This window comes from Carnobacterium iners, assembly GCF_900177385.1.
GTDB lineage: Bacteria > Bacillota > Bacilli > Lactobacillales > Carnobacteriaceae > Carnobacterium_A > Carnobacterium_A iners.
Map to the genome: position 1 here is coordinate 1,799,324 of NZ_FXBJ01000002.1, position 18,330 is coordinate 1,817,653.

14 protein-coding genes are annotated in these 18,330 nt (G+C 35.2%); 12 read left to right on the forward strand and 2 right to left on the reverse strand.

The annotated features are described in order from the left end of the window. Positions 1-41 precede the first annotated feature (41 nt). Positions 42-851 (reverse strand): Cof-type HAD-IIB family hydrolase, encoded by an 810-nt coding sequence (locus B9Y54_RS08660; protein ID WP_085559877.1) that lies wholly within the window; start codon positions 849-851, stop codon positions 42-44. Positions 852-962: 111 nt separating this feature from the next. Here B9Y54_RS08660 and B9Y54_RS08665 point away from each other — a divergent pair, with 111 nt between their 5' ends. The 3 genes from B9Y54_RS08665 (at position 963) to clpB (ending at position 4,907) form a co-directional block, all read left to right on the forward strand. After that, the gene (locus B9Y54_RS08665; RefSeq protein WP_085559878.1) at positions 963-1,721 is read left to right on the forward strand and encodes a prolyl oligopeptidase family serine peptidase; all 759 of its coding nucleotides are present in this window, start codon (positions 963-965) and stop codon (positions 1,719-1,721) included. Between the two features lie 75 nt (positions 1,722-1,796). Then, a complete protein-coding gene (locus tag B9Y54_RS08670) occupies positions 1,797-2,138 on the forward strand; it encodes a metal-sulfur cluster assembly factor (RefSeq protein ID WP_085559879.1) in 342 nt (113 codons plus the stop codon). Positions 2,139-2,294: 156 nt separating this feature from the next. Continuing rightward, the gene (gene clpB / locus B9Y54_RS08675; protein WP_085559880.1) at positions 2,295-4,907 is read left to right on the forward strand and encodes an ATP-dependent chaperone ClpB; all 2,613 of its coding nucleotides are present in this window, start codon (positions 2,295-2,297) and stop codon (positions 4,905-4,907) included. 165 nt (positions 4,908-5,072) lie between these two features. On the opposite strand, the gene B9Y54_RS08680 is transcribed toward clpB, so the two are convergent. Then, complete coding sequence (locus B9Y54_RS08680; RefSeq protein WP_085559881.1) at positions 5,073-5,261, reverse strand: YjzD family protein; 189 nt, start codon at positions 5,259-5,261, stop codon at positions 5,073-5,075. Between the two features lie 148 nt (positions 5,262-5,409). On the opposite strand from B9Y54_RS08680, the gene dnaE reads away from it, so the two are divergent. The 9 genes from dnaE (at position 5,410) to lysA (ending at position 18,326) form a co-directional block, all read left to right on the forward strand. Beyond that, positions 5,410-8,760: a DNA polymerase III subunit alpha gene (gene dnaE / locus B9Y54_RS08685; protein WP_085559882.1), complete on the forward strand. Its 3,351-nt coding sequence runs from the start codon at positions 5,410-5,412 to the stop codon at positions 8,758-8,760. A gap of 184 nt (positions 8,761-8,944) precedes the next feature. Beyond that, positions 8,945-9,907 carry a 6-phosphofructokinase gene (pfkA, locus tag B9Y54_RS08690; RefSeq protein ID WP_085559883.1) on the forward strand — a complete coding sequence of 321 codons (963 nt, stop codon included), beginning with the start codon at positions 8,945-8,947 and terminating at the stop codon, positions 9,905-9,907. A gap of 46 nt (positions 9,908-9,953) precedes the next feature. Beyond that, positions 9,954-11,711 carry a pyruvate kinase gene (gene pyk / locus B9Y54_RS08695; protein WP_085559884.1) on the forward strand — a complete coding sequence of 586 codons (1,758 nt, stop codon included), beginning with the start codon at positions 9,954-9,956 and terminating at the stop codon, positions 11,709-11,711. Between the two features lie 200 nt (positions 11,712-11,911). Beyond that, complete coding sequence (locus B9Y54_RS08700; RefSeq protein WP_085559885.1) at positions 11,912-12,832, forward strand: CvfB family protein; 921 nt, start codon at positions 11,912-11,914, stop codon at positions 12,830-12,832. Positions 12,833-12,868: 36 nt separating this feature from the next. Beyond that, positions 12,869-13,312 (forward strand): ferric iron uptake transcriptional regulator, encoded by a 444-nt coding sequence (fur, locus tag B9Y54_RS08705; protein ID WP_085559886.1) that lies wholly within the window; start codon positions 12,869-12,871, stop codon positions 13,310-13,312. A gap of 78 nt (positions 13,313-13,390) precedes the next feature. Beyond that, complete coding sequence (gene xerD, locus B9Y54_RS08710; protein WP_085559887.1) at positions 13,391-14,281, forward strand: site-specific tyrosine recombinase XerD; 891 nt, start codon at positions 13,391-13,393, stop codon at positions 14,279-14,281. Between the two features lie 93 nt (positions 14,282-14,374). Then, on the forward strand, positions 14,375-15,544 hold the full coding sequence (gene deoB / locus B9Y54_RS08715; protein WP_085559888.1) for a phosphopentomutase: 1,170 nt from the start codon (positions 14,375-14,377) through the stop codon (positions 15,542-15,544). Between the two features lie 35 nt (positions 15,545-15,579). Beyond that, positions 15,580-16,401 (forward strand): purine-nucleoside phosphorylase, encoded by an 822-nt coding sequence (locus B9Y54_RS08720; protein WP_085559889.1) that lies wholly within the window; start codon positions 15,580-15,582, stop codon positions 16,399-16,401. Between the two features lie 602 nt (positions 16,402-17,003). After that, positions 17,004-18,326 (forward strand): diaminopimelate decarboxylase, encoded by a 1,323-nt coding sequence (gene lysA / locus B9Y54_RS08725; protein ID WP_085559890.1) that lies wholly within the window; start codon positions 17,004-17,006, stop codon positions 18,324-18,326. Positions 18,327-18,330 lie beyond the last annotated feature (4 nt).

Below are 18,330 nucleotides of genomic sequence, written 5' to 3' on the forward strand. Positions count from 1 at the left end.
AATAAAAAAGTTACTCATTATTTTATGAGTAACTTTTTTATTTATAAACGAAGAAATTTTTCTAAATATAGAGCTAATCCATCATTATCATTTGTTTCTTCCGTCATATCATTAGCAATATCCTTTAAAGCTTGAATCCCATTTTTCATTACGATACCGTTACCAGCGTATTGAATCATTTCATAGTCGTTGTCTTCATCTCCAAAAGCGATGACGTTTTGTTGTTTTATACCATATGCACTAGCAACTCGCTCAACACCAAGAGCTTTTTGAACACCAGCAGAAACGACTTCCAAGCAAGGAGTATGACCACCCCATGTTCTAATTTCGACTAAATTCCCATAACGCTGCACGATTTTATTAATAATTTGTTCTTGGTTTACCTGTGCTGTAAAAACGCAAACAGAAGTAGGATTTTGTTTCAGATTAGTTGATGATAATTTGAGTACGTCTTTTTGTCCGTGTGGGAAAAAATCTGGGTAAGGTAAAAAAGATTCATCAGTGTAGACAGAATCAAGCAATTCAGCTGCAATAAGTTGAATATCGAAATCTTTTTTCAGATCAAGCATATCTAGTGCAATGTCACGACTGATTGTTTTATGGTATTGATTAGACCAATCTTTTTCATTTGGTACATGACACAACGCTCCATTAAAATTGATCATAGGTGTAATCATTTCTAATTGATCATAATAATGCTTACTATTTCGATAAGGTCTTCCTGTTGCAATCGAAATGATATGACCAGCTTCTCTAGCCTTTTGGAAAACTTGTTTTGTTTTATCTGAAATAAGAGATTGTTGGTTCAATGTTGTTCCGTCTAAGTCAACGGCAATAAGTTTTTTATCCATTTTTTGCTCCTTCTATTACAAAGTAATGCGTTTTTTATGTTAGAATAATATAGTAACTACATGTTTACATACTGTACCATAAATAAGTGTCTTACGAAAAGAGGGAAATGAATGATTTCGATAAAATCTGTAACAGTTGAAGGAATACCTTTATTAGAGATAAGTCCTAAAGGGAAAGAATTAGAATTATTGCCAACAGTTATCTTTTTTCATGGTTGGACGAGCAATAAAGAGAGTTCATTAGTTAATGGGTATGAGTTAGCTAAAAAAGGGTTTCGTGCTCTATTACCCGATGCTTATCTACACGGAGAACGAAAAGAAAAAGATTTATCAACTCAAGGACTTGAATTTTGGAATGTTATTGCAAGAAATTTAATTGAATTGCCTTTAATGAGAGATTATTATGTGAATAAAGGACTGAGTGATTCTAATCGTTTCGGCGTATCAGGTCTTTCGATGGGTGGCTTTACAACGTGTGCTGCTTTAACGCAGTTTCCTTGGATTAGAACAGCAGTTGTTTTGATGGGAAGTCCAGATCCAGTTAATTTTACGAAATGGTTGTTATCATCCAAATGGACAGAAGGAATGGAAATACCGATTAGTAAAGAGATTCTAACTGAATCACTGACAGCTTTGACGCCTATTTCTTTAACCAAACACCCAGAAAAGATTGCTAATCGTTACATCCATTTTTGGCATGGAACCCAAGATGATTTAGTTCCTTATCAGCCGACATTTGATTTTTATGAGAAAATAAAGCAGCAATCTTACGGATTAAACGTGAGCTTTTCAACTAGCAAAGGTATAGGCCATAAAGTTCCTCATGCAAAATCTGTAGAAATGGCTGATTTCTTTTCAGATCATTTGTAATGAGTTTAAGGGGATAGATTTACTTTTTAACTCAAAACAAGTAAAATAATCTTACTAATCGGAGGTGTTCGCGGTATGGAAAAAGATAGCTCATTATGGAAAGAAGAAGAAGCAGTAGAAATAAAGGAACGTATCATTGCTGCTTTAGAACAAGTGATAGATCCAGAACTGGGAATTGATATTGTCAATCTAGGTCTGGTCTACAATGTTCATTTATATGAAAATGGCTTTTGCCAAATCGATTTGACCTTAACAACAATGGGTTGTCCTCTTGTTGATGTCATTACAGACGATATTATACATGCCTTGAAAACCGTACCAGAAGTTACTTCTTCCGAAGTAAAACTAGTCTGGTATCCTGCATGGGATACGACCAAAATGAGTCGTTATGCACGAATTGCATTAGGAATAAGATAAAAAAGTTCTGACAAAATGTCAGAACTTTTTTTATTAAGAAGTTATATATAACTTCTTAATAAAAAAAGAAACATGAAATATTTGACCAATCCTAACCAAAGATTTATAATAGAGTCATAAATAAATGAATACATTGTAGTCAAGGAGGAATTGAAAATGGATAGTGAAAAAATGACTTCTACGATGCAAGAATCATTAGCGGAAGCACAAAATGTCGCAATAAATAGACACCATCAGGAAATAGATATTGTCCATCTATGGAAAATATTTATGACTCCAACCAATTTTGCTCGTGGTTTTTACCAGAGCGTTGGTCTAGATGTGGATAAATTTAACCAGATTATTGACCAAGAATTGGATCGAATGCCAACAATAGAAGGCAGTTCCGTAAACTATGGTCAAAACTTAAGTCAAAATCTATTTCATTTATTGTCTGAAGCAGACAATTTACGTAAAAAGTTTCAGGATGACTATTTAGCTACGGAGATTGTTTTGCTGGCCTTAATGAAGTTAAAAAACCATGTGTTAACAAAATATTTATTATCAAATGGGTTAACTGAAAAGCAATTAAAAGCAAGCATAGAAGGATTGCGAGGAGGCGATCGTGTGACTTCAAAAAATCAGGAAGAGAGTTACCAGGCTCTTGAAAAATATGGCATTGATTTGGTGAAAGCAGTAAAAAGTGGCCAACAAGATCCGGTAATTGGGCGAGATGAAGAAATTAGAAACATTATTCGTATTTTATCAAGAAAAACTAAAAACAATCCAATTCTAATAGGTGAGCCTGGTGTTGGTAAGACAGCCATCATTGAAGGGCTAGCTCAAAGAATTGTTCGCAAAGACGTCCCAGAGAATTTGAAAGATAAAACCATCTTTTCTTTGGACATGGGAGCCTTAATTGCAGGAGCAAAATACCGTGGTGAATTTGAAGAACGCTTGAAAGCTGTTTTAAAAGAAGTGAAAAAGAGTGATGGAAAAATTATTCTCTTTATCGATGAGATTCATAATATTGTTGGTGCTGGTAAAACGGAAGGAAGCATGGATGCAGGAAACTTATTGAAACCGATGTTAGCTCGTGGTGAATTGCATTGTATTGGAGCAACAACCCTAAATGAGTACCAGCTCTATATGGAAAAAGATAAAGCACTGGAAAGGCGTTTCCAAAGAGTGATGGTCGAAGAGCCAAACGTAGAAGACACGATTAGTATCCTGCGTGGCTTAAAAGAACGATTCGAAATCCATCATAGTGTAAATATTCACGACAATGCGTTGGTAGCTGCTGCAAATCTATCTAATCGCTACATTACTGACCGTTATATGCCAGATAAAGCGATTGACTTAGTCGATGAGGCTTGTGCAACCATTAGAGTCGAGATGAACTCTATGCCAACAGAATTGGATCAAGTGACACGTCGATTGATGCAACTAGAAATAGAAGAAGCTGCACTGAAAAAAGAAAAAGACGAAGCAAGTAAACGTAGATTAGAAATCTTACGTGAAGAGTTAGCTAATTTACGTGAAGAAGCCAACTCTTTAAAAATGAAGTGGGAAACCGAAAAAGAAGAAGTTGCTAAATTACGTGACAAACGCTCTGAAATAGAACAAGCTCGTCGCGAATTAGAAGATGCTGAAAGCAACTATGATTTAGAGCGAGCAGCTGTCTTGCGTCATGGCCAAATTCCGGCTTTAGAAAAAGAATTAAAAAAATTAGAGTCCAAAAATCTAAAAGATCAAGAAGATAAACAACGATTGGTTCAAGAATCTGTAACAGAAAATGAGATTGCGATAGTTGTAGGCCGTATGACTGGTATCCCTGTTACAAGATTGGTTAAAGGTGAAAGAGAAAAACTGTTGCATCTAGCTGATACTTTACATGAACGCGTCATTGGACAAGATGAAGCAGTTGAAAGTGTCACTGATGCGGTTATTCGTGCAAGAGCAGGGTTACAAGATCCTAATCGTCCAATTGGTTCATTTTTATTCCTTGGTCCAACAGGTGTTGGTAAAACCGAATTAGCTAAAGCACTTGCTGAAAACCTGTTTGACTCACAAGAGCGTATGGTACGTATTGATATGAGCGAGTATATGGAAAAACATTCTGTTTCTCGTCTAGTTGGAGCTCCTCCTGGGTATGTTGGATATGAAGAAGGGGGACAATTGACAGAAGCTGTTAGACGTCACCCTTATAGTATTATCTTACTAGATGAAATTGAAAAAGCTCACCCAGATGTTTTTAATGTTTTATTACAAGTATTAGACGATGGACGCTTAACGGACGGAAAAGGTCGTTTAGTCGACTTTAAAAATACGGTTTTGATTATGACGAGCAACATAGGTTCTACTATTTTATTAGATGGAACAGATGATAAAGGTCAAATTGATGAAGCGGCAAAAGAAGGAGTTTTTTCTTTATTGAATGCCCACTTTAAACCTGAATTTTTAAATCGGATTGACGACACGGTGCTCTTTGCGCCTTTAACAATTGAAGTCGTAAAACAAATTGTGCTTAAATTAACGAATGATCTAGCTAAACGTTTAGTCGAGCAAGAAATTGAGTTAGCTATTTCAAAAGAAGCTCAAACTTGGATTGCTGAAAATGCCTATGACCCAACGTATGGTGCTCGACCATTGAAACGTTATTTAACAAGAAGCATAGAGACACCTCTTGCTAAAGAGATTATCGCTGGAAAGATTTTATCTAAGTCTAAAGTAACGATCACACTTAAAGACGGAAAACTCGCGTTTGAAACAACCGAATTAACTGAATAAACAATGGATTTTAATATAAAAAGACATAAAAGACCCTCTGGATTAGAAGTTATAATCCAGAAGGTCTTTTTTCGTTAAAGAAAAGGATGTTATTTTTGAAGAAGCGTAAAGAATAAAAATATAGGTAGATTTTTTTTTGTTCTTGGCACAAATGATTTATCTAATTTATTTGATTTCATCAGTATGGATTGTTTTTGGAATAACTTGTCCGATTATCAAAATAATTCCTGCCGAAACAAGTCCAATTAAAGTGGCTGTTACAAAATCATATGAACCGCCAGTTAAAGAACTGCCAATGTAATTAATTGCTTGACCGATACAAAAACCCCACAATAATGTTACGATAATTTTCATACTACAACACCTCTCTTATACAAGACAATTTTATCACATTTAGAAAAATTGTAAAGGAAACTGTGAAAAGACTGCTTTTCAACTATTTGCGCATCCTTGTAAATTAAGGGTATAATATACGAGATGAAGTAAGAATGGAGTGACTAAAATGCCCTTTGTACAGTTGCAAGTTATCAGTGCCTATAGTTTATTGAAAAGTACATTATCAATCGAAAAACTTGTCGTTTCTGCAAAAGAACGAGGGTACAAAGCACTAGCTTTGACGGATCATAATGTCATGTATGGCATTATCGATTTTTATAAAGCTTGTATCAAACACAACATTAAACCAATTGTTGGAATAACTTTAGATATTCAAGGTGTAATAAATACGCAACAGGAATATCCTTTAATCTTGTTAGCCCAAAATAAAACCGGTTATACCAACTTGATGAAATTATCTAGTAAAAAAATGTTAATGGAACACGATGAAAGATTAAGTCTTGAAGAGATAAAAGAGTATAGTCAGGGTTTAATTGCTATCACGCCAGGAAGAGATAGCGAATTTGACTTATTTTTGCTTAATGAAGAACAAGAATCAGCGATAAAAGTATTAAACGCACAGCAACAAGTATTTACTAATGAACAGTATTTTATAGGGTTGCAACTACAGGAAAGTATCCAGAAGGTTCAAGCTAAATTAAAAGGATTGCAAAATCAGTTATTTATTAAAACAGTTGCGCTAGGCGACGTGCGGTATCTAAACCCTTCTGATCATTTTAGCAATGATGTTTTAAAAGCCATTGGTTCAGGAGAAAAAGTTTCACTAGCTGAAGTAACGACAACAACGGGACCTTATTCTTTGCTTGAAGAAAATCAGCAAGTCGAGAAATTTGTTTCTGTTGGTTTACAAAAAGCTATTGAACAAACGAATTTGATTGCTGAGACAATAAATGTTGAGATTGAATTGGATCAGCATCTATTGCCTCGTTTTGATGTACCAGAACAAATAGATACAAGTATGTATTTAAAAGAGCTTTGTTTTAAAGGACTAAAGCAAAGAAAAGTTGACTACACAAAAGAATACCAAGAACGGTTAGAATATGAATTGGCGATTATTCGTAAAATGGGATTCGAAGATTACTTTTTGATTGTTTGGGATTTAATGGCTTATGCTCATAAAGTGGGTATTGTTACTGGAGCAGGTAGAGGCTCTGCTGCAGGTTCACTAGTTTCTTATGTTTTAAGCATCACGGACGTTGATCCGATTCAATACAACTTGTTGTTTGAGCGATTTTTAAATGAAGAACGTTACACAATGCCAGATATTGATTTAGATTTTCCAGATAATCGTCGAGAAGAAATGTTGGAATACACAAAAAATAAATATGGCCAAGAACATGTTGCTCAAATTGCGACGTTTGGTACATTGGCAGCAAAAATGGCTCTACGTGATGTTGCTCGCGTGTTTGAACTTAGCCAGGCTGAAGCGACAGAGTGGTCTAACACGATTCCAAAAATACTTGGAATTACATTAAAAGTAGCCTATGAACAATCAAAATCTCTAAGAGAACTTGTTCAAAAAAACGAAAAAAATACCTTGCTTTTTGATACTGCTAAAAAAATAGAAGGATTGCCAAGGCACGTATCCACCCATGCAGCAGGGGTTGTTATTAGTAATCAACCGTTAAATAAGTATCTTCCGCTTCAAAAAGGTAGTGGATCAATTCATTTAACTCAATACCCAATGGGAAATGTAGAAGAAATTGGTCTTTTAAAAATGGATTTCTTGGGATTGAAAAACTTATCCATCATTGATAACGCACTTAAATTAATCAAAAAGCAAACACAAGAAGACGTTAATCTGTTGGCTATTCCAATGGATGATCCACAGACGCTAGAATTATTTGCTAAAGCAGATACGGTTGGTATTTTTCAATTTGAATCTAGTGGTATTAAAAATGTCCTTCGTAAATTAGGACCAACGTCGATTGAAGATGTAGCTGCCGTAAATGCTTTATATCGTCCAGGCCCGATGGAACAGATCGATTTGTTTATTAAACGCAAAAAAGGTGAAGCACCAATCGTTTATCCACATGTTAATCTAGAATCAATTTTAGGTGTCACTTACGGTGTAATGGTCTATCAAGAACAAGTCATGCAAGTAGCTTCCAAAATGGCCGGTTATACTTTGGGACAAGCGGATATCTTAAGACGAGCGATGGCAAAGAAGAAAAAATCGTTAATTGACATCGAGCGAGCTCATTTTATTAAAGGGGCTATAGAACTAGGATACGAAGAAAAAGTTGCTACTGAAGTGTATCGTTATATTGAGCAATTTGCCAATTATGGCTTTAACCGGTCACATGCCGTTGCGTATTCTTTTATTGCATATCAAATGGCTTATTTAAAAGCCCACTATCCAGAAGCTTTCTTTGTAGCCTTACTTAATTCGGCATCAAATAACCCAGTTAAATTAAAAGAATTTGCTTTAGAAATAAAGAAACGAAAAATTACTATCCTAGCGCCAGATATTAATAAAAGCTTTTATGCTTTTTCATTAAAAGACCATTCTATTCAATTTGGACTAGGTTCAATAAAAAAATTAAGAAGAGATATGATATTGGATATTATTCGTATTCGAAAAGAAAAGGGTCCATTTAAAGATTTGATTGATTTTTTAAGACGCATCGATTCTAAATGGCTGAAAGAAGAATACATTAAACCACTTATTTATGTAGGTACTTTTGATCACCTTGGTTATTCAAGAGGAACATTGGCTGCGTCTTTAATGGGTATTTTATCTAGCTTAGAATTGAGTGGGAATAATATTGGCTTATTTGATATTTTGAAACCAAAATACACCCAAACAAGTGATTTAAGTTTGGAAGAAAAGTTAGAATTAGAAGAATTTTATCTTGGTGTTTATTTATCTGGTCACCCAGCAGAACAGTACGAAAAAGTCGCGACAATGAAACAAACAGTTTTTATTCAAGATCTACAGATTGGGCAACACGAAAAAATTATTGGACTCATAAAAAATGTAAGACGTATTCGAACAAAAAAAGGAGAAATTATGGCTTTTGTCACATTGAACGATTCTTCTGGAGACTGTTCCTTAACACTTTTCCCAATCAAATATAGACAATACGGAAAATTATTAGAAAAAGGTGAATTGCTTTATGTAGAAGGAAAAGTTGAAAGTAGTCGTGATGAAACCAAACAACTAATTGTTTCTTCGTTAGAAGACATCAAAGTATTAGCAGAACTAGCAGAAATAGCCCGGATTTTTATTCGTATTCCTACTGGAAAAATGGACAGTGAATTATTACAAGAGTTGAATCAAATCTTTAAAAAACACCGCGGTTCTATTCCTGTCATTTTGTTTTATGAAGAGACAAAAAAGAAACTTGCCCTAAATGAAACGGAGTGGGTAGACGGAACACAAGCGCTTAAACTAGCTTTAGAAAAAATAATGGGAGTAGAAAACGTTGTCATTCAAAAAAAAACAATTTTTTAAAGGTTTTTCTCATTTTACTAAGACAATTCAGGCTAAAAATGGTAGAATAATTTAGTAAGCTTAATAATTGAATTAGTCATTATCGACTTTTTCAAGAAAACGCTAGTAAAGTTATAAAAATGAGATTGAGTATTTGCCCAATATCATTTTTATGCTAAATACACTGATAAGGTGGGTTATTAACATGAAACGTATCGCTGTTTTAACAAGTGGAGGAGACGCTCCTGGAATGAATGCGGCTGTTCGTGCAGTTGTCCGTAAGGGTCTCTACGAAGGAATGGAAGTTTATGGTATAAACTATGGTTACGCTGGTTTGGTAGCAGGTGATATCCGTAAATTAACACGAAGAGATGTAGGAGATAAAATTTCACGCGGTGGAACATTCTTATATTCAGCACGTTATCCAGAGTTTGCATCAGAAGAAGGACAATTAAAAGGAATCGAACAATTAGAAAAATTCGGTATTGAAGGTTTGGTTGTCATTGGTGGGGATGGATCTTACCGAGGAGGATTAGCTTTAACAAAACATGGCTTTCCTACAATTGGTTTACCAGGAACAATCGATAATGATATTCCAGGAACTGATTTTTGTATAGGATTTGATACTGCTATTAATACGGTTTTAGACTCTGTCGATAAAATTAGAGATACTGCAACGAGTCATGTAAGAACCTTTATTGTGGAAGTTATGGGACGCAATGCTGGAGACATCGCTCTTTGGACTGGTGTAGCAGGTGGAGCAGAACAAATTATTATTCCTGAAAAAGAATTTAATATGGCAGAAGTAGCCGATACGATTCAAAAAGGGCGCGAACGTGGCAAGAAACATAGTATTATTATCCTTGCTGAAGGCGTAATGAGTGGAAACGATTTCGCTAAAGAATTAGCTGAATTTGGAGATCATCATGCGCGTGTAACTGTTTTGGGACACGTTCAACGTGGCGGCTCACCAACTGCAAGAGACCGTGTATTAGCCAGCATCTTTGGTGCAAAAGCTGTTGACTTATTAAAAGAAGGCAAGGGCGGTTTAGGTTTAGGTATGATTGGCAATAAGATTGCTGAAAATAACTTTGAAGAGATTTTAAATAATCAAAAACATTTACCAGATTTATCTTTATACAAATTAAATCAAGAAATTTCATATTAACCAACTAAATTTTTTTAAAAAATGAATATTGGGAGAGATTAAAATAATGAAAAAAACAAAAATAGTATGTACAATTGGACCCGCAAGTGAATCAGTAGAATTCTTAGTAAAAATGATTGAAGCAGGAATGAACGTAGCTCGTCTAAACTTTTCTCATGGTGATTTTGAAGAGCACGGAGCCCGTATTCAAAATATTCGTGAAGCTTCACAAATTACAGGTAAAATGGTTGCTATCTTATTAGATACAAAAGGCCCAGAAATGCGTACGCACAACATGAAAGACGGACGTGTTGACTTCTCTACAGGAGATGTCGTTCGTATTGCTATGGAAGAAGTTGAAGGAACAAGAGAAAAATTCTCTATCACTTATCCAGAATTAATCGATGACGTTCATGTCGGAACACATGTATTATTAGACGATGGCTTAATTGATTTAGAAATTACAGAAATTGATTATAAAAACAAAGAACTGATAACATTCGTCCATAATGCTGGAGTATTGAAAAATAAAAAAGGCGTTAACGTTCCAGGAATAGTTGTTAATATGCCTGGTATTACTGACAAAGATGCAGCTGACATTCGTTTTGGTTTAGAAAATGATATTGATTTTATTGCAGCTAGTTTCGTTCGTCGTCCAAGCGATATTTTGGAAATTACTGAAATCTTAGAAGAACAAAAGATGGAACATGTTCAAATTATTGCTAAAATTGAAAATCAAGAAGGCGTTGATAGAATTGACGAAATCTTAAAAGTTGCTGATGGCGTTATGGTTGCTCGTGGAGATTTAGGTGTAGAAATTCCTACTGAGGAAGTTCCGATTGTTCAAAAATCATTAATCCAAAAATGTAATGCACTAGGAAAAGCCGTTATTACAGCTACTCAAATGCTGGATTCAATGCAAGATAACCCACGTCCAACACGCGCTGAAGCTAATGACGTTGCAAATGCTATTTTTGATGGTAGTGATGCAGTCATGTTATCAGGTGAAACAGCAGCTGGTAAATACCCAATCGAAGCTGTTCAAACAATGGCCCGTATTGCTGTTCGTACTGAAGAAGCATTGGTTAATCAAGATGCATTTACTTTGAAAGCTTATAGTGAAACAGATATGACAGAAGCAATTGGACAATCAGTTGGTCATACAGCTCGCAACTTAGGTATCCAAACAATTGTAGCTGCAACGGAATCTGGTCACACAGCTCGCATGATTTCTAAATATCGTCCAAAAGCAAACATTGTAGCTGTGACGTTCTCAGAACGTGTGATGCGTGGTCTAGCACTTTCATGGGGTGTTTATCCAACAGTTTCAACTAAGCCAACATCTACTGATGATATGTTCAACTTAGCCACAACTATTGTTCGCGAAAATGGCTTTGCTACAGAAGGAGAATTAATTATCATCACTGCTGGTGTTCCTGTTGGTGAACGTGGAACAACTAACTTGATGAAGATTCAATTAATTGGATCAAAATTAGTCAGTGGACAAGGAATTGGTTCAGAATCTGTTATTGGTAAAGCGATTGTTGCTTCATCTGCTGCAGAAGCAAATGAAAATGCAGTAGAAGGCAGTATCTTAGTTGTTAAAACAACAGATAAAGATTACTTGCCAGCAATCGAGAAATCTATTGCTATCGTAGTAGAAAATGGTGGATTAACAAGTCACGCTGCTGTTGTTGGAATTGCAATGGGAATTCCAGTTGTTGTAGGAGCGGAAGATGCAACAACTTTAATTCGCTCAGGCGAATTGCTTACAGTTGACTCACGTCGTGGAATTGTCTATCGTGGAGCAACAACTGCAATTTAACCGATTCATTAACTCAAAAAAATGTTAAAGCTGGGACTTTTGAAAAGATGGTATTCATCTTTTCAAAAGTCTTTTTGCATTTTAATGCTAGGTGGCCTATTGTAATTATGGTAAACTCATAAAGAAAGCTAAACTATACTCAATGAGTCTTTTTAACAAATGCTTATAAAAAAAGTACGATAATTAATGGAGGAAAAAATATGAACCAATCACTAGGAAATATTATTACAGGATTAGTTACAGATATAAACGAAAAAGCTTATTTCATTCAAAAAGATGGTGTTACCTACAAGCTGTCAAAAGATGAGTCAACAAATTATGAATTAGGAGATACAGTTGAAGGATTTGCTTATGTATCTTTAAATAAAGAAACAATCTTAACACAAGAGATCCCTACAATTCGGATTGGAACATTTGCTTGGGCTACGGTTATAGACACACGTAAAGATTTAGGTGTCTTTATGGATGTCGGCTTACCAGATAAAGAATTAGTCGTTTCTTTAGATGAATTACCTGTTTTGAAACATCTTTGGCCTAAAAAAGGTGATCAGTTAATGATTACCATAAAAGTAGATGAAAAAGATCGCATGTGGGGAACATTAGTACCTGAAACGGTTTTTGAATCTCTTTCTGAAAAGGCGAGTCCGGATTTAAACAATCAAAATATTACGGCCACTGCCTATCGTCTGAAAATGGTTGGAACTTTTGTGATTACTTCAGATAATTACTTAGGTTTTATTCACCCCTCTGAAAGAAAAGATGAGCCACGTATGGGAGAAGTTGTATCCGGTCGTGTTATTGGCGTTAGACCAGATGGTGTGCTAAATATTTCGTTGATGCCTCGTGCACATGAAGCAATAGGTGATGATGCTGGAATGTTATTAGCTATTTTGGAACGTACAGCAGAGGGTAGTTTTCCTTATACAGATAAAAGTGATGCAAATGAAATTAGAGAGCGTTTTGGTATAAGCAAATCTCAATTCAAACGTGCCCTTGGCAATTTGATGAAACAAAGAATGATTATTCAAGAAGATGGCGAAACAAAATTAGTTGAACAAATGATTGAATCAGAACCAGAAGTTGAAGTTGAAACAACCGATGCTGTTTCAAAAATAGAATAATAGAGAAAAATTGTTGAGTTAGATGAGGGATTACTAATGGAGACGGCTAAGTCCATGTTGATAAAAATAACAGAAAAGTTGCATAGTGCTGGGTATAAACTTACTCCACAAAGAGAAGCGACGATAAAAATTGTGCTTGAAAAAGAAACAGAACACATGAGTGCAGAAGAAATTTATTTGGCAGTTAAAAGAAGAAACTCAGATATTGGGTTAGCGACTGTTTATCGAACATTAGAAATTTTATCGGATATTAAAGTTGTTAATAAGATTAGTTTTGATGACGGTTTAGCTCGTTATGATTTAAAGCAAGAAGGCGATAAACATTTCCACCATCATCTTTTGTGCTTAAAATGTGGTGGAATAGAAGAGATCTTTGAAGACTTACTAGAGGATGTTGAAGAAGATGTTGAAAAGAGATTTGGTTTTCAAGTTAAAGATCATCGTTTAACATTTCATGGTATTTGTAAAAATTGTCAATAAATCTATCTTAAATAAAAAAGAGCAGATCACTTAATGTGTTTCCTGCTCTTTTTTCAATCGTATGAAGGAGAGAGAGAAATGGAAGAAGATTTAGCTGAGTATATCCGCTTTTTAACCATCGAACGTGGGCTTTCTAAAAATACAATTGAGAGTTATATGCGCGATATTAAAATCTATTTGATTTTTTTGAAAAAAAATCAACTAACAACTTGGGACACGATTGATCGTTACGCTATTTTATCTTTTTTGCAGCAATTAAAAGAAGAACAAAAATCAGCGGGTTCGATTATAAGGATGGTTTCAAGTTTAAGACAGTTTCATCAATTTTTAAGACAAGAAAAAATAGCAACGGTTGATCCCATGACTCATATTGATACACCTAAAAAAGCTCAAACGTTGCCTAAAGTGTTGTCTATTAAAGAAGTAGAAAATTTAATTGAAACCCCTGATACTAGCAATACTTTAGGAATTAGAGACCGTGCGATTCTAGAGGTGATGTATGCAACTGGATTACGTGTGTCTGAATTAACCGAGTTGAAACTAGATGATTTGCATTTGTCTTTAGGTTTGATTCAGACAATTGGTAAAGGAGAAAAAGAGCGCATTCTTCCATTAGGCAACTTAGCTGTCCAATGGACTGAGACCTATTTAAATCATAGTCGTAACCGATTAGAGCGGCCAAATCAACGTTCAAAGTATGTCTTTTTAAATCATCATGGCCGTAAACTGACTAGACAAGGCGTTTGGAAAAACTTAAAAATAATTGTTAAAAAAGCGGGTATCGAAAAACAAGTAACCCCTCATACCTTGAGACACTCCTTTGCTACTCATTTATTGGAAAATGGAGCAGATTTAAGAACTGTTCAAGAATTATTGGGTCATTCTGATATCTCAACCACACAAATTTACACTCATATCAGTACACATCGGATGTCGATGGTTTATAAAACCTATCATCCGCGGGCGTAACCGTTTTATATTTTTACCTTTTCTCTCGCAATACAACAGATTATTGACTATAATGAGAAGTGTAGAAGATAAGAATGAGGAGGAAAAGAGAATATGTCTTATAAAAGAGTGCATTTAATTGTAATGGATTCAGTTGGAATCGGCGAGGCACCAGATGCCGCAAAATTTAATGATATTGGTAGTGATACATTAGGTCATATTGCTCAAGAAGCGGGATTGTCTATTCCGCATTTAGAAGAATTAGGTTTAGGCAATATTCGTCCGTTAAAAGATGTTCGACATGTACCGGACAATATTGGCTATTATACTAAACTAGAAGAAGTTTCGGTTGGAAAAGATACCATGACAGGCCATTGGGAAATAATGGGATTGAATATTCAAACGCCATTTAGAGTTTTCCCAGAGGGATTTCCTGATGCTTTGCTCAAAAAAATTGAAGATTTCTCTGGTCGCATAATCGTAGCAAATAAGCCCGCCAGTGGAACGAAAATTCTTGATGAATACGGTGAGCATCAAATGAAGACGGGAGATTTAATTGTTTATACGTCTGCAGATCCAGTACTACAGATTGCGGCACATGAAGAAATTATTCCATTAGAGGAGTTATACAAAATCTGTCAATATGTAAGAGACATTACTAAAGATGATCCTTACATGATTGGTCGTATTATCGCTCGTCCATATGTAGGAACACCAGGCAACTTTACTCGGACAAGCGGCCGTCACGATTATGCACTAAATCCTTTTGGTAAAACGGTCTTGAATCATTTAAGTGATGCCGGTAAAGATGTTATTGCTATTGGTAAAATCAACGACATTTACAATGGCGAAGGTATTACAGAAGCTATTCGTACTACTAGCAATATGGATGGTGTTGATCAATTACTAAAAGTTATGACACAAGATTTTGAAGGATTAAGTTTTTTAAACCTTGTTGATTTTGATGCCTTATTTGGCCACCGTCGAGACGTAGCTGGTTATGCAAAGGCTATTGAGGAATTTGATAATCGTTTAGAAGAAATTGTCGGACAGTTAAGAGAAGATGATTTATTATTGATCACAGCAGATCATGGAAATGACCCAACTGCTCCAGGTACTGACCATACACGTGAATATGTTCCGTTATTGGCTTATTCACCTTCTATGGAAAAATTTGGCAGTATCCCGCAAGGCCACTTTGCGGACATAGGCGCAACAATTGCGGATAATTTTAATGTAAAAGATACCGGTTTTGGTGAAAGCTTTTTAACTCATTTAGTGTAATAAAAAATAAAAGTACTATAAAAAGGAGAACATCCATGACTTCAACATTACAAGAAAAAATTAAAAGTGCAGCGGAATATATTAATAAAAAAGGGGTTAAGCAACTTGATGTTGGTTTAATCTTAGGTTCAGGGCTAGGCGAATTAGCAGACGAAATTGAAAACCCAGTCGTTATTGCTTATAACGATATTCCTCATTTTCCTGTATCGACTGTCGTAGGTCATGCTGGTCAATTGGTTTATGGTGAATTAGGTGGAAAACTAGTTTTAGCTATGCAAGGGCGTTTTCACTATTATGAAGGTTACAGCTTAGAAGAAGTGACTTTCCCTGTTAGAGTGATGAAAGAATTAGGCGTGCATTCTTTAATTGTCACAAATGCTGCGGGTGGAGTAAACACAACCTTCACACAAGGAGAATTAATGATGATTACGGATCAGATTAACTATACTGGAGCAAATCCATTGATGGGGCCAAATGATGAAGCATTAGGCGTACGTTTTACCGACATGAGTGAGCCTTACGATAAAGATTATCAAAAAATTGTTAAACAGGTTGCATCAGATATGAAATTAGATTTAAAAGAAGGGGTTTATATGGGATTCTCTGGTCCAACTTATGAAACACCTGCTGAAATTAGAATGGCTCGTTTATTAGGAGCAGATGCTGTTGGAATGTCTACTGTTCCTGAAATCATTGTGGCTAAACATGCATCACTAAAAACAATTGGCATTTCTTGTATCACAAATCTTGCAGCTGGCATGCAAGAATCTCTTAACCATGAAGAAGTTGTAGAAACAACGCAACGTGTCAAAAAGACCTTTAAACTATTTATTAAAAATATTTTAGAAGCGATTTAATAATAATCCATTCTTGAGTAATAAAAGATTGTGCTTTTATTACTTGATAAAATCGCTTGTTTACTTGAAGTAACGTTCAAGTAAACAAGCGATTTTTATTTTTTGGAAAATAAAGTAAAAAATAAAAGAGAGTAATCATTGAAAAAATGAGCCTAGTGGGCATCTCTCAAATAATGGTAACAAAAACCCTATTCAAATACCTGTTAAAATCAGTAGGGAGCCTTCAATTAGGTCTGAAAGAGTTGTTAAACAGCGACACGTTAAATCAGCGAATCGGTCCGTTGGATAGGAATAAAATACATCGTTTTATAACTTTTATTGATAATCTAAACATATAAATCTGCAAAATTATTCTAAGACTCAGTTGACTGCAAGAAAAAAGTTAGTGAGTTTTAAAAAGCACTTTTCTTTTTTCACCAGAAGATAAGAGGATATCTTTTTATAAATGACTAACTAATAAAGTCAGGAAAGATCATTTAAAAAATTTTCTATAAAGACCAGTGTATCGAGTCGTTAGCACTTTTGTTACGTTGAGAAAATGCTTTTTTTATGTTATGGTAGGGAAAGAAAAAAATCGGATAAAGTTGAAATGAGGACCTTTAATGGACGAGCGCTTACTAACAGGTACAATGAAAATAAACGAAAAGAACCATCTTGAAGTTGGCGGCATAGACACAATCGAGTTAGTCAATAAATACGGTACACCATCATATGTATATGATATAGAAGCGGTTAAACAAAAAGCTAGAGCCTTTAAAGCTGTTTTTTCTAAAAGAAAAGTAAAAGCTCAGGTTGCCTATGCAAGTAAAGCCTTTTCTTGTTTAGCCATTTATCAACTGATGGCAAAAGAAGGTTTATCATTAGATGTTGTTTCAGGTGGAGAACTTTACACGGCCATTAAAGCAGAGTACCCTAGTGAAAAAATTCATTTTCATGGCAATAATAAATCGGATGATGAAATGTTTGCTGGATTGGATTACCAAGTGGGTTGTTTTGTAGTAGATAACTTCTACGAATTAGATCGTTTGAATCAATTTACTTCCGAACGCAAACAAAGAATGAAAATTTTGATTCGAGTTACACCTGGCGTAGAAGCACATACACATGATTACATTTCTACTGGGCAAAATGATTCTAAATTTGGTTTCGATCTTGAAAACGGTCAGGCTAAACAAGCAGCTATTTTAGCGAGTCAAATGCCTTATATTGATGTGATAGGTTTACACAGCCACATCGGCTCACAGATTTTCGAACTAGAAGGATTCAATCTAGCCATTAATAAAATGTTAACTTATTCAAAAAAATGGAAGGAAGAATTTGGTTTTGATTTAAGCGTTTTAAACGTTGGTGGAGGCTTTGGTATTCAATATACCGTTGAAGATGAACCTTTATCGATTGCTGAATACATTGATTCGATTATTACTGAAGTTGAAAATGTAACGGATGCATTAGGCCTAAATATGCCTGAAATCTGGATTGAGCCTGGCCGTAGTCTAGTCGGTGATGCAGGGATGACTCTTTATGAAACAGGTTCCCAAAAATCAATTCCTGATGTTCGCCATTATTTAGCGATTGATGGTGGAATGTCAGATAATATAAGACCTGCATTGTATCATGCGAAATATACTGGTGTTCTTGCCAACCGCGCAAATGATCAAGCAAGTGACTTGTATTCAATAGCCGGTAAGTGTTGTGAATCTGGCGATATGCTGATTTGGGACTTGCCGTTACCTAAACCACAGAAAAAAGATATTCTAGCCGTATTTAGCACAGGAGCTTACGGATATGCAATGGCCAGTAATTATAATCGCATTCCTCGGCCACCAGTGATATTTGTTGAGAATGGCAGTGATTTTTTAGCTATTCAAAGGGAAACTTACAATGACTTAATGAGATTAGAGCACTCATTGTTATCAAACAACTAAGCAA